Source organism: Streptomyces sp. NPDC002328 (assembly GCF_042890065.1).
GTDB lineage: Bacteria > Actinomycetota > Actinomycetes > Streptomycetales > Streptomycetaceae > Streptomyces.
On record NZ_JBIARQ010000006.1, the window covers coordinates 156,652 to 170,613 of the forward strand.

At 66.2% G+C, this 13,962-nt stretch carries 11 protein-coding genes, 1 tRNA gene and 1 pseudogene; 6 read left to right on the top strand and 7 right to left on the bottom strand.

The genetic code is table 11. The features are described from left to right. The first annotated feature begins 53 nt into the window (after positions 1-53). The 5 genes from ACFYX4_RS18045 (at position 54) to ACFYX4_RS18065 (ending at position 7,163) form a co-directional block, all read left to right on the top strand. Positions 54-2,345, top strand: a complete 2,292-nt coding sequence (locus tag ACFYX4_RS18045; protein ID WP_389333458.1) for a heterodisulfide reductase-related iron-sulfur binding cluster — start codon at positions 54-56, stop codon at positions 2,343-2,345. Between the two features lie 263 nt (positions 2,346-2,608). Next, entirely contained in the window at positions 2,609-3,658 is a 1,050-nt protein-coding gene (locus ACFYX4_RS18050) for a Yip1 family protein (protein ID WP_389333461.1), read from the top strand. Positions 3,659-4,026: 368 nt separating this feature from the next. Beyond that, the gene (locus ACFYX4_RS18055; protein ID WP_389333464.1) at positions 4,027-4,710 is read left to right on the top strand and encodes an MOSC domain-containing protein; all 684 of its coding nucleotides are present in this window, start codon (positions 4,027-4,029) and stop codon (positions 4,708-4,710) included. Positions 4,711-4,852: 142 nt separating this feature from the next. Then, positions 4,853-5,335 carry a hypothetical protein gene (locus ACFYX4_RS18060; protein ID WP_389333467.1) on the top strand — a complete coding sequence of 161 codons (483 nt, stop codon included), beginning with the start codon at positions 4,853-4,855 and terminating at the stop codon, positions 5,333-5,335. A 175-nt stretch (positions 5,336-5,510) separates the two neighbouring features. Next, on the top strand, positions 5,511-7,163 hold the full coding sequence (locus ACFYX4_RS18065; protein ID WP_389333470.1) for a recombinase family protein: 1,653 nt from the start codon (positions 5,511-5,513) through the stop codon (positions 7,161-7,163). 1,599 nt (positions 7,164-8,762) lie between these two features. Here ACFYX4_RS18065 and ACFYX4_RS18070 read toward each other — a convergent pair. The 5 genes and pseudogenes from ACFYX4_RS18070 to ACFYX4_RS18090 all read right to left on the bottom strand — a co-directional run bounded on the left by ACFYX4_RS18070 (position 8,763) and on the right by ACFYX4_RS18090 (position 11,008). Continuing rightward, entirely contained in the window at positions 8,763-9,107 is a 345-nt protein-coding gene (locus ACFYX4_RS18070; protein ID WP_389333473.1) for a phosphotransferase family protein, read from the bottom strand. Positions 9,108-9,168: 61 nt separating this feature from the next. Then, positions 9,169-9,693, bottom strand: coding sequence for a hypothetical protein (locus tag ACFYX4_RS18075; protein ID WP_389333476.1), 525 nt, complete (start codon positions 9,691-9,693; stop codon positions 9,169-9,171). A 245-nt stretch (positions 9,694-9,938) separates the two neighbouring features. Next, a pseudogene (locus ACFYX4_RS18080) lies at positions 9,939-10,169 on the bottom strand (phosphoribosyltransferase); the annotation flags it as partial. Then, the gene (gene dcd / locus ACFYX4_RS18085; RefSeq protein WP_389333479.1) at positions 10,166-10,741 is read right to left on the bottom strand and encodes a dCTP deaminase; all 576 of its coding nucleotides are present in this window, start codon (positions 10,739-10,741) and stop codon (positions 10,166-10,168) included. The pseudogene ACFYX4_RS18080 and the gene dcd, both read right to left, overlap by 4 nt. Positions 10,742-10,828: 87 nt before the next feature. Further along, a complete protein-coding gene (locus tag ACFYX4_RS18090) occupies positions 10,829-11,008 on the bottom strand; it encodes a hypothetical protein (protein WP_389334190.1) in 180 nt (59 codons plus the stop codon). 283 nt (positions 11,009-11,291) lie between these two features. On the opposite strand from ACFYX4_RS18090, the gene ACFYX4_RS18095 reads away from it, so the two are divergent. Continuing rightward, positions 11,292-11,365 (top strand) — tRNA-Gly (locus ACFYX4_RS18095). A 252-nt stretch (positions 11,366-11,617) separates the two neighbouring features. Here the strand turns inward: ACFYX4_RS18095 and ACFYX4_RS18100 are convergent. After that, entirely contained in the window at positions 11,618-12,964 is a 1,347-nt protein-coding gene (locus ACFYX4_RS18100; protein ID WP_389333482.1) for an NtaA/DmoA family FMN-dependent monooxygenase, read from the bottom strand. A gap of 168 nt (positions 12,965-13,132) precedes the next feature. Next, positions 13,133-13,831 (bottom strand): nitroreductase, encoded by a 699-nt coding sequence (locus ACFYX4_RS18105; RefSeq protein WP_389333485.1) that lies wholly within the window; start codon positions 13,829-13,831, stop codon positions 13,133-13,135. Positions 13,832-13,962: the final 131 nt, after the last annotated feature.

Genomic DNA, 13,962 nt, shown 5'->3' on the forward strand with positions numbered 1-13,962 from the left:
ACTCCGTACGCCGAGTTCACCCGACGAAACCCTCGCAGGCCCGAGGAGCCCCCATGCAACTCGCCGCGATCATCGTGTCGCTGGTACTGACCGTGGTCGGCGTCGCGCTGCTCGCACGCGCGATCGGCCAGTTCGTCCGCTACTTCAAGCTGGGCCAACCGGTCCCGGCGGGCGTCCGGACCGACAACCCCTACCAGCGCAGCGTGACACTGGTCCGCGAGTTCCTCGGGCACACGCGCATGAACCGGTGGGGCATCGTGGGCTTCGCCCACTGGTTCGTCGCCGTCGGCTTCCTCACCCTGCCGCCGACCCTCGCGCAGGCGTTCGGCCAGCTCTTCGAGGCCGACTGGACGCTGCCCGTCATCGGCGGCTTCCTGCCGTTCGAGCTGTACATCGAGTTCATCGGCGTGATGACCATCCTGGGCATCGCCGTGCTCATCGTGATCCGGCTGCTGAACCTGCCGTCCCGCCCGGGCCGCAAGTCCCGCTTCGCGGGCTCCAAGGCGGGTCAGGCGTACTTCGTCGAGTACGTCATCCTCACCATCGGCCTCGCCATCTACGTGCTGCGCGGCCTCGAGGGCGCGATCCACCACGTGGAGCACTACGAGGCCGCGTACTTCGCCTCGTACCCGCTGGTCCTCGCCTTCAAGGGGCTCAGCGTCACCACGCTCCAGAACCTGATCTACCTCACCGCCATGGTGAAGATCAGCACCTCGTTCATCTGGATGATCGTGGTCTCGCTCAACACCAACATGGGCGTGGCCTGGCACCGCTTCCTGGCGTTCCCGAACATCTGGTTCAAGCGCGAGGCGACCGGCGGGACCGCGCTCGGCGGGCTCCAGCCGATGACCTCCGGCGGCAAACCGATCGACTTCACCGACCCGGGCGACGACGACGTCTTCGGCGTCTCCCAGGTCGAGCAGTTCTCCTGGAAGGGCCTGCTCGACTTCTCCACCTGCACCGAGTGCGGCCGCTGCCAGTCGCAGTGCCCCGCCTGGAACACGGGCAAGCCGCTCTCCCCCAAGCTGCTGATCATGTCGCTGCGCGACCACGCGCACGCGAAGGCGCCCTACCTGCTGGCCGGCGGCGGCAAGACCATGGAGGGCGAGGAGAAGGCGAGCGAGGAGCAGCTCGCGGGCGTGCCCGCCGCCGCCCTCGCCGAGGCCGAGCGCCCGCTGATCGGCACCGCCGAGGAGAACGGCGTCATCGACCCGGACGTCCTGTGGTCCTGCACCACCTGCGGCGCGTGCGTCGAGCAGTGCCCGGTGGACATCGAGCACGTCGACCACATCGTCGACATGCGCCGCTACCAGGTGATGATCGAGTCGGCGTTCCCGTCCGAGGCGGGCACGATGCTCAAGAACCTGGAGAAGAAGGGCAACCCCTGGGGCCTGGCCAAGAAGCAGCGCCTGGAGTGGCTGAAGGAAGTCGACTTCGAGGTGCCGGTCGTCGGCAAGGACATCGAGGACCTGTCCGAGGTCGAGTACCTGTACTGGGTGGGCTGCGCGGGCGCCCTGGAGGACCGCGCCAAGAAGACCACGAAGGCCTTCGCGGAGCTGCTGCACATCGCGGGCGTCAAGTTCGCGATCATGGGCGGCGACGAGAAGTGCACCGGTGACTCCGCCCGCCGTCTCGGCAACGAGCCCCTCTTCCAGGAGCTCGGCATGGAGAACGTCATGGCGCTGAACATGGCGTTCGGCGAGGAGACGGACGACGAGGGGAAGGTGACCCCCGAGTCGAAGAAGCCGAAGTCGGCGAAGAAGATCGTCGCCACCTGCCCGCACTGCCTCAACACCCTCGGCAACGAGTACCCGCAGCTCGGCGGCGACTACGAGGTCATCCACCACACCCAGCTGCTCCAGCACCTGGTGGACGAGGGCAAGCTGATCCCGGTCACCCCGGTCGAGGGCATCATCACCTACCACGACCCCTGCTACCTGGGCCGGCACAACAAGATCTACACGCCGCCGCGCGAGATCATGAGCGCCGTCCCGGGCCTGCGCCAGCAGGAGATGCACCGCCACAAGGAGCGCGGCTTCTGCTGCGGCGCCGGCGGCGCGCGGATGTGGATGGAGGAGCGGATCGGCAAGCGCATCAACAACGAGCGCGTCGACGAGGCCCTGTCGGTCAACCCCGACATCGTCTCCACCGCCTGCCCGTTCTGCCTCGTGATGCTCACCGACTCCGTCAACGGCAAGAAGAACGACGGCAAGGCCAAGGAGTCCATCCAGGTCGTGGACGTCGCCCAGCTCCTCCTGGAGTCGGTCAAGACCCCGGTCGACGACGAGCCCCCGGCGGGCACGGAGGAGACGGAGAGCGAGCCGGAGCCGCAGCCGGTGAAGTGAGCCGGAGCTGCGGCCCGTGAGCGAGCCGGAGCCGCACGCATCCGGTGAGCTGATCTGAAGCGACTGCTCGTGCCCCCACGCCCCCTGGAGGACGTGGGGGCACGGCTGTTGACGGGTCTCCGCCGCCCTAGGGGCCACCTAGGGGCCGGCCCTCCCGGGACCCCCCTAGGTGGCCCCTAGGGGATGTCACAGGTCGGCCGCAAAGCCGGTACCGGACGGTAGGGGTCGGCACGTAGCTCCGTGGGACCAGGTACGTTCGAAGCGTGGCTGGATTCAGGATCGGACGCGGCGGCCGCAACGGCCGCGCTGCGCAAGCGCGACCCCAAGACCCTCCGTACGGGCAGCAGGCGCCCCAGGGGCGGCCCTCGTACGGCTCCCCCGCGACGCCTCAGCGGCCGCAGTACCGCGGGGGCGGCCAGCAACCGCCCTACGGCGGCGGAGGCCCGGGCGGCGGCGCAGGACGAGGCGCGGGCGGCGGCCAGTGGCCCTCGGCGAACGCCGGTGGCCAGGGCGGCGGGTACGGCGGTCAGGGCGGCGGCTACGGCGGTCCGGGCGGCGGGTACGGCGGCCAGGGCGGTGGCCAGGGCGGCGAACCCGAGTACTTCGGGGGTGACGACCCGTACGGCGCCCACGGCGGCGCGGGCGCCCCGCACGACCCCTACGCGGCGAACAACCCCGGTCACACCCAGGCGTTCTCGATCGACGAGCATGACCAGTACAACCAGGGGGGTACGTACCAGGCCGGCGGCGCCGCCCCGGCGGCTCCGATCGGGCCGCGGCTGCCCTGGAAGGAGCTGCTGAAGGGCGTCGTGCTGTCGCCCAACCAGACGTTCCTTCAGATGCGGGACTACACGATGTGGGGCCCCGCCCTCATCGTGACCTTCCTCTACGGGCTGCTCGCGGTCTTCGGCTTCGACGACACCCGCCAGGAAACGATCAACGCGACGCTGTCCAACGCGATCCCGATCGTCCTGACGACGGGCGTCGCGATGGTGCTGAGCGCCTTCATCCTGGGCGTCGTCACCCACACCCTCGCCCGCCAGCTCGGCGGCGACGGGGCGTGGCAGCCGACGGTCGGCCTCTCCATGCTGATCATGTCCCTCACGGACACCCCGCGTCTGATCGTCGCGATGTTCCTCGGCGGCGACGCGTCGTTCGTCCAGCTGCTGGGCTGGGCGACGTGGGTCGCGGGCGGCGTCCTGCTGACCCTGATGGTCAGCCGCTCCCACGACCTGCCGTGGCCGAAGGCGCTGGGGGCGTCGGCGATCCAGCTGGTGGCCCTGCTGTCGATCGTGAAGCTGGGGACGTTCTAGGCGGGCGCTCGCGCCGCGTTTGAGGTGCAGTGAGCGAAGGGGGCTGCCCGCGCAGGCGGGAGCCCCCTTCGTCATGGTCGGCCCGGCCGCCGGCTCGGCGGTCGGCGACGGCGTCGCTGCTCAGGCGTCGAGGACCTGGCCGTCCCGCCGGACGACGGGAGGCTCGACGCTCCAGGGTCTTCAACTGTTAGTGGTTTTGCTCAGGAATCCCTTCGGATGCTGCTTACCAGGGTGCGGGCCGCTGGTAGACGTCACAGCCAGGCGGCGGTGGAACGACGGCATGACCCCCAGTACGGTGATCGTCGCTGTGCTTGCCCGGACAGCCGTCGACCACGGTCGCCGGACCGCTGGGATGAAGGGGGCGATGGATGCGGGTCGACCAACTGTGGCGGTATCCGGTGAAGTCGGTGGGTGGTGAGCGACTGACCGCGGCCACGGTCGGTGTGCTCGGAATCGAGGGCGACCGGGGCATCGCCGTCCACGACGAGCGGGAAGAGGTCACCTGGGCCGGTGCTGTTCCGGCGCTCATGCGATTGCGGGCGGTCACCCTCGGGCCGGGCGTGGCCGAGCTGGTCCTGCCGGACGGCCGACGGTTCCGCTCCGATGCGCCTGACGCTGCCGGTCGGCTCAGTGCGGCTGTACAGGCCAACGTCACGCTGGTCGAGCACCAGCCGCACCGGCCTGACGCCGCGCTCCATGTACTGACGACGACGGCGCTGCGCAGCCTCGGCTCGACGCTGCCGGACAGTGTGATGGACGCCAGCCGGTTCCGGCCCAACCTGGTGCTCGACGACATGCCCGGCGACCACGCCACCGGGTACCCCGAGCACGATTGGATCGGCCGCCGGATGGCCATCGGCACACTGCGGTTGCGCTTCACCGAGGGGTGCGACCGCTGCGTGATGATCACCAAGGAGACTCCGACGGTCCCGCATGACCGCGCCGTGCTGCGCTGGGTCGCCCGCGAGCTCGGCAACACCCTCGGCGTGTACGCGGCGGTCGAGAAACCCGGCCATGTCCGTATCGGGGACAAGGTCCGCTGGCTCGACTGAACGTCATCAACGAGGTGACTGAGCACTCCAGTGCCGTCCGGCAACTGGAGTGCTCAGTAGGCAGATGGCCGGCTGTGGCGTCTACCAGCGGCCCCATCGTGGCGGCTTGCGGCGGTACCACCTGTGAAGGCAGCGTTACACCATGGGCGAAGGCGACCGTCGACGGCAGTTCCAGGTTGGCGACGACTTACTGGTCAGCTGCCCACCAACACGCATGCGAGTCGCCCAGGTGACTCCGTTCGACATCACGGTCGAGTGGCCATGGGCACAGATTGATCCGGACTCTGAGATCCGGTGGAACGGCCGCAGGGCGATCCCGCATACCTCCGACAACGGTGAGTGGGGCGGACTCTTTCGAGTCGACCCGAGCCCACGACACCCGGAAACCGACGACGCCTGCCTGGTGGGCATCCCCGAGACCCTCGTTCGGATCACCGATGTCGGTCGCTTCGACCCACCGGCAGACGTGGGGTGGCTTCCGAGGCCCCACACCATGTTGATCGTGTTGGCGGTCGATCATCCCCACGATCCAGAAGCAGAGGAAGAAGGTGACACCCTCGACCTCGAAACCGCGGCTCCGATCAAGATCGAGCTGGTGTCACGAGGCCATCGGAGTCACGCGTAACGCCTTCCGCAGGTCAGACCGCTTCCGTGTTCGACTTGGCCGCTTCCCCGGACTTATGTAGCGGAGGCAAGACATTCCACGGAAAATTGATCCACTCATCGGTCTGAACGACTTACCATGGACTCTCGACCAGTCCGCGCCACCGGGGAGCGGACGCCGCAGGGAGAGGTCAGGCATGGCAGGGATGTACCCACGTCTACAAGCCGGCATGAGGGTTCTCAAGGCTCGACGGATCAGCCGTGACACAGAGACAAGCTCGGCCCTCGACAGGCAGAGGACCGAGATAGACGACGCCCTCGCCGGGACCGGGACCGTGACCGTGGCCGACGTGGTCGACACCACCGTGTCCGGGGCCGTGAACCTCGATGACCGGCCGAAGCTGGGCCAGTGGATGGGAGAACCCCTCTGGCATGAGTGGGACGCCATTGTCGTGACGGCGCTGGACCGAATCACTCGGGAACAGTGGCACTGGGAGCAGTTCGCGGAGAAGTGTCACCAGGGCGGCAAAGAGATCATCTGCCTTGATGACCCAGCCTTGGACATCCACACGACTACCGGACGTCTAATTGCCTACGTCAAGGCATCCCAGGCCGCCGAGTATCGGCAGGCCGTTTCTCGGAAGCGAAAAGGGCAAGCTGAGTCCTTCCGGCAGGCTGAACTCTGGGGCGGGGGTATCTGGCCTTTCGGGTATCGGCCAGTTCCGGTCCCCATGGAAGACGGAAAGATCAGATACAAGCTCTTCCTTGACCCGGTTACTTCCAAGCTCGTTCGAGAGGCATACGACCGAATCGTCAATCAGGGCGATTCCATGGGAAAGATCTGCCGCGACTGGAATGACCGGGGGATACTCACCTCGAAGGACTATCAGCGGTCCGTGAACGCCGCCGAGCAGAAGGCGGGCACTCAAACCATACTCAAGGGAAGCGTCTGGGCATCCTCGGCTCTGGGTGCCATCCTCCGGAAGCCGACCCTCAAGGGAATCGCATTGCATAACGGCGAGCCCCTGCTAAAGAAGGGGAGGCCCGTCCAGTGGGCTGAGCCGATTCTCACAGACGAAGAATACGCAAGCCTCCAAAAGATCCTGGACGGATACAAGGAAGCCAAGAGTGGAACTAGGCGGAACTCCGATCCGACGTCCGGCCTATTTCTCTGCCCCTGCGCAGTTAAGCTCTATCCAGACAAGAGGGTAAACAAAAAAACCAGCAAGGGCGAGGTGGTCGGCACCAGGGTTAGCCACTACTACAGGTGCGGCTCACGAATTCTTAACGGCAAGGCTTGCGATTACCAAGCATCGTGGCCACGCGAACTACTCCTCTCGGAACTCGAATCGGGGTTCCTGCATCGGATCGGAGACAAAGAAGTAACAACCCGCGTATGGATTCCGGGAACCGATCACCGGAAGCAAATCCAGGAACTCAAAGCGGCCAACGCGAACCTACTGACCGCAATCAAAACGGCTAAGAGTCCTACTGTCGTCGCTTCCCTGGTCGAGTCTCAGGAAGAAAATGCAACGCTGCTGCCGGAGCTGGAGGCCGGGCCGTACAAGCCCGGTCACTGGCAAGAGCACGGCACTGGAACGACCTACCGGCAGAAGTGGCAAACCATGGAAACCTGGGAGGAACGCGGCCCGTTCTTGTACCGGTCCGGCTTCCGGATGATCCCTGTAGGTACTGGCGGCCGCGAACCGCTCTTCATGCTGATGGCTCCCGAGGATGCTGGTGACGAGAAAACCGAATACACCTCAAAGGAATACAATCAAAGCATTCACCGGCACGCGATGAAAACGATAGCGCACCTCGGTGACCTGGTAGCGACTGACAAGGAATAGACAGAGGGGGAAATGCTGACCCCCACATGGGCCCCGGACTTCGACCAGGGCTTTTCCATTTCCCCGCTCGACCCCTGGCCGTTTAAACACCCTCCTTGATTCCGCCACCCCTGGCGGGATAGAACCTAGGCATAGAAGACCGCACAACGGCCCCGGACAACCAGGGCCTTTTCTATGCCTGCATCCCCCGGAAGGGAACCGGACCGATGACCTTTGCCGAACAGTACGCGGACGCTATCGGGGGACGCAGAGCGAAGCTACGAAAGCGCGGGTTCGCCCTCGCGGCCGAGACGGCTCCCCCGGCCGGGCAAGCCGCCCTGTGGTATGCCGACGCGGTTCAATGCGTGCCTTCCAGCGCGAGGCTGGCGCACATGCCACGAGCTCCGCCGTGGCCGCCTTCAACGAGAAAGTGAACGACGCGTTCGCCCGACTGGACAAGGACGACTGACAGCAGTTGATGATGCCCTGCGTCGTGTCCGCCGCACTTTACTTCTAGTCACGGCGAGCGAGTGGACTGAGTAGCGTGCGTAGACAGGAGACTACTCGGCAGCGGGCAAGGAAATTCAGTCTTCGCCCTCTCCATACACCGCTTCTCATACGTCTCCTGATTCCGAGCTGCGACGGCCGAGGGAAGCGCCATAAGACAGACGATTCCAAACATAACCGCAACGCCCGCGACGACGAGAAGACTCGACGTTTTAATAGGCAAGTTATCATTCGGCCGGGTCGACGGGACCGGCTGACGTTCCACTACGGGAATGTCAACTAACGACTCTTGCACGCCCAACTGAACCACTTCGCCATCTACGAGCAGCGAGTAGGACACCGTTTGGCGTGGAGACAAAAGGCATGGTGCCACTTCAAGGACGTTCCCGACGGTTGTTGCGGCGGGAATGCGCCTCGATGCCGGCGAAGATTCCTTTTTTATAACGGCAACGATAGGAGCCCCGACATCAAATGCGATCGGCTCTTCGTTGTGAAAATCTCCGTCAGTTACTGCTTTACGGCCATCATTCCGAAGTTCGATTTCAACGAGATGAGGCTCATCAAGTCGTACTGATCCGTGGATCACGGCAAGCGACCCTGCAGCAACTCCCGGCGAATTCAGCAGTGGCGTGCTCTTTCGGAGGCAGTAACTTAGCCGCCTCTTAGGTCGCACAGTGCGCAGGTTGGCCCATGCTTGGAAGACTGCCACCACCACCGCAACGACTGCTGGAACCAAGAGAGCCCAGAGCGCGGAGCTCGTATACCAACTTGCCGCGAGTGTCATACCTACGCATTGAATCAGCATCCCCACGTCCTCGCGCACAGTTCGCGCAACTTGCGGGACAGTTATGAGCTTCTCCGAGCTGAACCCTTTAAGAAAGGAGCCTTTTGACCCAATTTGCCGGGTGGTCCGTCCGTGCGTGTGGCCATCCTGAAAGCCCGTGACGCTCTTGGCGGCTGCACTGGCGTTCTACCCCCACCGCGTTGGCGTCACGGCGGGCTGTCGCCGCCGCGGCGAGACTCGCCACCTCTCGCCCTTTAAAGGAGCACGAGACGCTCCGTGCATTATCAGCTCGCTACTATCAACGGGTGTGCAGGCGGCCGAAGGAGCCGTTAGAGCGTCCAAGGACGCCAATCCCGAGGTCCATGATCGTCTCGCAGGCCAGCGATACGCCGCCGGTACTCAGCGGCAGTCTCCTCGCTCTCCCCAACGTTCTGCATCAGCCACTTAGCCATGCCGAACTCTTGCAGCCCCCGCATGGTGTCGAACCCGTGCCAGTCGTGCAAATCCCGCCCGTACGCGGCGACGAAATCGGCGTACTGCCCATCGGTTTGCCAGCCGAGACTTTGATGCTCGACCGCCGTCACCATGAGGTCCCATTCAGGATGATCGAAACAGAATGCCTCGAAGTCGATCAGTATCACCTGGCCATGGTCATCCACCATGAGATTCTGCACATGCGCATCCCCGTGGACGGGCCCCTTGGGTCCCCTTGGGTGACTCGAACCGCAGCTCTGCTTACTTGCCTCGAAGCTCACGCCACCGCTTCCGCAAGAAGGCCCTGTTATCCTCCGGAATCGCAGCCTTTTCGATCCGCAATTCCTGCTTGCCGAAGGGATCGAACGATGGGAGGTCGAGGCCGGCGGGAATAGTGAGAGAGTGCAGATCCTGCAGAATGCCGCCCAGCTCCCCGTACGTAGCCCTGCGGTCACCCTCGACGATCAGGTGCCAGAACGTCACCGGGTGCCCGTCGATCAAGAGCGGCTGTTCCACATCTTCGACCATGTGGGCAGCCGAGAACCCCTCCGCCGCCAGCCAGCGGGCCACAGCAACCTCTTTGCGCGCCGTGCACAGCCATTCCCTGCCTCGCGCGATGCGCACGACCACCGGCACCGAGGCCAGCCGGAACAGGGCGTTCTCCCCCAAGCGGATCAGCTCAGCGCCTCTGTCATCGAGCCCAGCCGTCCGGCATGCAGAACGTAATAACCGCGCGGCCCCAGCCGACGTGAACCCCTCATCCGTGCGAGCAGCGTCAACCGCCATGCCCGTACCAGCTCCCTAGCGCACGCTCACGGGTGACCAACCCGACGCACACCGGACACAAGCACGACCGTACCCACGACCCCCGGTCAGTACGCGCGGGGCCCCGAGGGGTCAGCACCTGCTCAGCACATGAACCATGATCAGCGGCAATCGACGCCAACGAACAGTAAGATCCAATCAACCTGACAGCCCGTCTCACCTGCACATTTGCCAAGGCCGGGCGGCGCATGCTATGCGGCAAGCCCGAAGTACTCCACATTGACCAGGTGGATGTTCTTGCAGTCGAGGGCGTAGGCGAGCCCGCCGGCGACGAAGACGCCGCCGCGGGCGATGGAGAGCACGATGTCGGGCTCGTACCCGTCGTCGGCCACGGCCTGCGCGAGCTCACGGACGGCGGTGCCGAACCGCTCGTACGTCAGGGTCTCCCGTACGGGTTCGGGGGTGGACGCGGAGGCGTCCGTCGTGCCGTCGCTCACACCTGGGTCCGGTGGAAGTTGAGGAACGAGCGGGAGGCGGTGGGCCCGCGCTGGCCCTGGTACCGGGAGCCGTACCGCTCGCTCCCGTAGGGGTACTCCGCGGGCGAGCTCAGCCGGAACATGCACAGCTGCCCGATCTTCATACCGGGCCAGAGCTTGATCGGCAGGGTGGCGAGGTTGGACAGCTCCAGGGTGACGTGCCCGGAGAACCCCGGGTCGATGAACCCGGCGGTGGAGTGGGTGACGAGCCCGAGCCGCCCGAGGGAGCTCTTGCCCTCCAGCCGGGAGGCGAGGTCGTCGGGGAGCGTGATGACCTCGTACGTCGAGGCGAGCACGAACTCGCCGGGGTGGAGGATGAACGGTTCGTCCCCCTCCGGCTCCACGAGCCGCGTGAGGTCCGCCTGCTCGATGGAGGGGTCGATGTGCGGGTACCGGTGGTTCTCGAACACCCGGAAGTATCGGTCGAGCCGTACGTCGATGCTCGACGGCTGCACCATGGAATGGTCGTAGGGATCGATCCGTACCCGCCCGGCGTCGATCTCGGCCCGGATGTCCTTGTCTGAGAGAAGCACGCCCCGAGGATACGCAAGGCGCGCGGACCGACCACAATCGGACGGCTCCGCGCGCCAGACAGCCACTGCTGTTCCCGGGGTTCTCCCCTACTGCTTCCTGCCGCTGCCCACGGCCCCCTGGAGGGCCACCGGCACCACACTGCGCAGCCGCGCACAGCGAGGACACCGGACGAGCCGCCCGGGGCCGAGGCGCTCGGCCTGCTGCATCGGGAACGAAGTGGTGCTGAACACGTGCCCATCGGCACAGCGGACGACGGTGCGCTCCATCAAGTCCTGAAGTCCCTTCCCCAAGAGCCGCGTCCGGCTGTTGCTCGCCGGACAACGAAAGCCACATTACGGGACGATCGGGACGCTCTCACAGGCGGCACTCCGGGACCCGGAAGCCCCGCCGGACCCCTCACCGACGGCCACCACCGTACGCCCCAACTCCGGCCTCGTGTACCCGGATCCCACCCCTGAAACGCCCTCAGACTCCCTGGCTCCAGCACCCGACGCCTGCCATGGGGTAGAGTGACGGGGCAATCGGACACCGGCCCGGCCGGCGTCTTACGCGGGTGTAGTTTAATGGTAGAACATCAGCTTCCCAAGCTGAGAGCGCGAGTTCGATTCTCGTCACCCGCTCCATGATGAAACCCCAGGTCAGCGGCCTGGGGTTTGTTTGTTGTCTAGTCCAATTCGGGGGTTCCGTGCCCTCCGCGTGCCCTAAGTCGAGGCACGGCGACCACATCCGCCCACTTGGGGGGCCACTCCGGACGCCTCGCCCCCCAGGCGTCTCGAATGGCGAGACGCATTTCATGTGACCTGCACCACTATGGCGAGTTGAGCTTGCGAAGTCACTTACGCAAAGCGACAGTTCACGGCGCATGCTCTGGCGGCCTACTCAGCAACCGGGCCCGGCTTCGTGAGGCGCGGGTCGAGGCCGTACTGGTCGTGGGCGCCGAGGCTCTCGCGCAGGGTGGGGCCTTCGTAGTCGTCGTGGAACAGGCCGCGTTCCTGCAGGATCGGGACGACCTGGTCGACGAAGGCGTCGAAGCCGTCGTGGTAGCTGTCGACGGCGATCGAGAAGCCGTCGCAGGCACCTGCCTCGAACCACTGCTGCATGTGGTCGCCCACGTCGGCGGCGGTGCCGGCGACCACCGGGTGGTAGTCGATGACGCCGTGAGCGAGCATGTCGCGCAGGGTCCAGCCTTCCCGGGCCACTTCGAGGGCGCGGGCGGAGCGCGGGTCGTGCGGGCTGGGTATGGCGTCGGCGAGCTGGTCCGCGGTCAGCGGCTCGTCAAGCTGGCCGGGGCCGAGCGGGAGGCCGATCATGGCGCCGAGGTAGCGGACGCGTTGGTTCAGGTCGACGACCTCGTCCAGGAAGCGGCGCCGCTGAAGGGCGGCCTGGCGGGAGGGGGCGATGGTCGGCATGAAGCCGGCGAGCATCTTCACCTCGTCCGGGTCGCGTCCGGCACGCTTGGCGGCGTCCCGCAGGGCCTGGCGCTGGGCCCGGGCGTCCTCGATGGTGTACGGGTTGGCGTAGACGCCGCTGGCGTAACGGCCCGCGAGTTCCAGGCCGTAACTGCCGCCGCCTGCCTGGAAGATGACCGGCTGGCCCTGCTCGGACGGGGAGATGGGCAGCGGGCCGCGGGAGGCGGCGTGCTTGCCCTGCAGGTTGACCGGCTGGATCTTTTCCATGTCGGCGAACCGCTTGCCGTCGACGTCGAGCAGCCAGGCGTCCTTCTCCCAACTGCCCCACAGCCCCTGCACGATCTGGATGACCTCGTGGGCACGCTCGTACTTCTCCGCGCGCGGCGGGATCGTCGCGCCGAAGTTCGCCGCGGCGGCGGGATCGGAGGTGGTCACCGCGTTCCAGCCGGCCCGGCCATGGCTGATCACGTCCAGGGCCTTGAACTGGCGGGCGAGATTGTAGGGCTCGGTGAACGTGGTGGAGGCGGTGGTGACCAGGCCGATCCGCTCGGTCTCGCGCGCGAGGACGGTCAGGATCAGCAGCGGGTCGATCATGTGGTGCGGGGCATGGTGGTCGAGGTCGACGTCCAGGACCGGGGTGTCCGCGATGAACAGCAGCTGGACCTTGCCGCGCTCGGCGGCCTGCGCGTAACGCACGAACTGGTCCATGTCCGTGTAGCTGTACAGGTTCGCCCCCGGCAGCCGCCAGGCCCCGGGTGCGGACCCGTATCCGCCGCTGAACTGCATTCCCAGGATCATCTGTCGGCTTGTCACGGTTACTCCTCCAGACCGGGCGACGGGAAACGGAGAGTTCCTCCGATTACTTCATCGACAATTCGGAGGAACGCTCCGTATTGTCAAGGGCTGTGCGGGCGCCGGGCGCGGGCCGGTCGAGTGGCGGCCCGCGCCCAGGTGACCGGTTGGTTCCTGCGGGCGGAGGAACTACGGCCTGTCGAGGACTCCCGGGGTGTCATGCAGGACCACGCTCCGCTGCAGCGGAACCCGCTCCGTGCGGAGCGTGTTCACCGGTGCCGCCGGGTCTGCCAAGCCGAAGGAGATGCCGAACAGCAGCTTGAGCTCCGCGGGGACGCCCAGGAACTCGCGGACGGTGTCGGCGTAGACGCCGAGTACGGTCTGCGGGATACCGGCCAGCCCCCGGGTCGCCAGCGAGAGCAGGAAGTTCTGCGCGTACATGCCGATGTCGCCGGCCGTCCGCACCCCGTCGCCGAGTGCCGGCATAAACAGGAAGGCGGCATGGGGAGCGCCGTAGAACTCCAGGTTCTCGCGGACCGCCGCCCTCCTGCCGTCCCGGTCCGAGCGCTCGACGCCCCGGGCCCGGTAGACACTCGCGCCCAGGGCCCGCGACCGCTCGAGGTAGAGGCCCTCGCCGTAGCCGTCGGTGAAATCCGGGGAGGTCCGCCCCTCCTCCTCGGCCCGGAGCAGCTCTTTGCCCAGAGCGTCCCGCGCCGCACCCGAGACGACGTGCACCGTCCACGGCTGGGTGTTGCTGTTCGAGGGGGCCGTCTGTGCGTCTTCCAGCACGCCGCGGATGTCCGAAGGGGACAGAGCGGTGGGCAGGAACCGCCGGGGGGAGCGTCGGGAGCGTGCGATGTCGGTGAAGGGTGATGCGGTGCCGGGCAAGGTGGTTCCTCTCCGTGGCGCGCAGTCATCTGCCATGCTGCGCTGCGCGGAGGCCGCCGCGGCTGCGGACGCACCCTGCGGGTGCCGACAGGCTTGCGGATGCCCGCAGGCAGCGGCGTGCCAAAGCTGCA

Coding starts and splice junctions, on each gene's coding strand:
- ACFYX4_RS18065 (WP_389333470.1), top strand. CDS start 5,511: ATGGCAGGGATGTACCCACGTCTACAAGCCGGCATGAGGGTTCTCAAG.
- ACFYX4_RS18075 (WP_389333476.1), bottom strand. CDS start 9,693: ATGGCGGTTGACGCTGCTCGCACGGATGAGGGGTTCACGTCGGCTGGG.
- ACFYX4_RS18060 (WP_389333467.1), top strand. CDS start 4,853: ATGGGCGAAGGCGACCGTCGACGGCAGTTCCAGGTTGGCGACGACTTA.
- ACFYX4_RS18045 (WP_389333458.1), top strand. CDS start 54: ATGCAACTCGCCGCGATCATCGTGTCGCTGGTACTGACCGTGGTCGGC.
- ACFYX4_RS18090 (WP_389334190.1), bottom strand. CDS start 11,008: ATGGAGCGCACCGTCGTCCGCTGTGCCGATGGGCACGTGTTCAGCACC.
- ACFYX4_RS18055 (WP_389333464.1), top strand. CDS start 4,027: ATGCGGGTCGACCAACTGTGGCGGTATCCGGTGAAGTCGGTGGGTGGT.